The organism is Oleiphilus sp. HI0117 (assembly GCF_001635235.1).
Window position 1 is genome coordinate 1 of sequence record NZ_LWGA01000202.1, and the last position, 982, is coordinate 982.

The window sequence follows — 982 nt, forward strand, 5'->3', positions numbered from 1 at the left end:
TTATTGGCCTCAATGCAATATTGGGCGCTTTTCAAGAATTCCGGGCTGAAAAAGCGATGGCTTCTCTTAGAGCCATGGCGACACTCGAGACGCTGACTTTACGCGATAGCAAATGGCAGACTATTTCCAGCACGCAACTCGTCCCTGGCGATATTATTAGCCTGGAGGCCGGCAACGTAGTGCCTGCCGATGTTCGCCTTGTCGAGGGCAAGGATATTGAGTGTGATGAATCATCACTGACAGGTGAATCTCTTGGTGTTGATAAACGTGTCGAAGCACTTGAACACGAAGATACCTTGCTCGCTGAGCGCAGCAATATGCTATTCAAAGGCACTCAGATCAACAGGGGCTCAGCTCAATGCATTGTCACTGCCACAGGCATGGAAACCGAGCTGGGGAAAATAGCCTCATTGCTAAAAAGCGCTAAACAGAGCCATACGCCACTCCAGAATAGGCTAGCCCTATTCAGTAAGCGTCTCGCTATCAGTATTGTGTTTATATGCCTGGTTGTGATTGTCCTTGGCCTTATTCGGGGTGAACCCTGGTTATTAATGCTGCTAACCGGTATTAGCCTAGCTGTGGCAGCCATTCCCGAAGCCCTACCTGCTGTTGTAAGTATTGCCTTAGCCTTAGGGGCAGCAAAAATGATCAAGATTAATGCCTTGATGCGTAACCTACCTTCTGTCGAGACCTTAGGCTCGGTTAGCTACATCTGCTCTGATAAAACCGGCACTCTCACTCAGAACAAAATGCACGTAGACAAGCTAATTACACCTGAAAGCAAACCTTACGCCCTGAACAGTTTGGCTCAAAGCTCGCACCTTGCACATGTGCTCTCGCTCAACAATGATGTCAGGGTTAGTCGCGAGATAGAGCAGTCTAGTGGCGAACCGACAGAGCTAGCCTTGTTCAACTGCGCAGCCCAAGCTGGCTTCCTAAAAACAGAACTTGAGAAATCGCTTCCGCGCGTTGCCGAGTGTGC

At 49.3% G+C, this 982-nt stretch carries 1 protein-coding gene; it reads left to right on the forward strand.

Features of this window, described 5'->3' with window-relative positions:
• Positions 1-982 (forward strand): HAD-IC family P-type ATPase (locus tag A3757_RS02585; protein ID WP_197469673.1); only part of this gene is annotated, 982 nt, incomplete at both ends.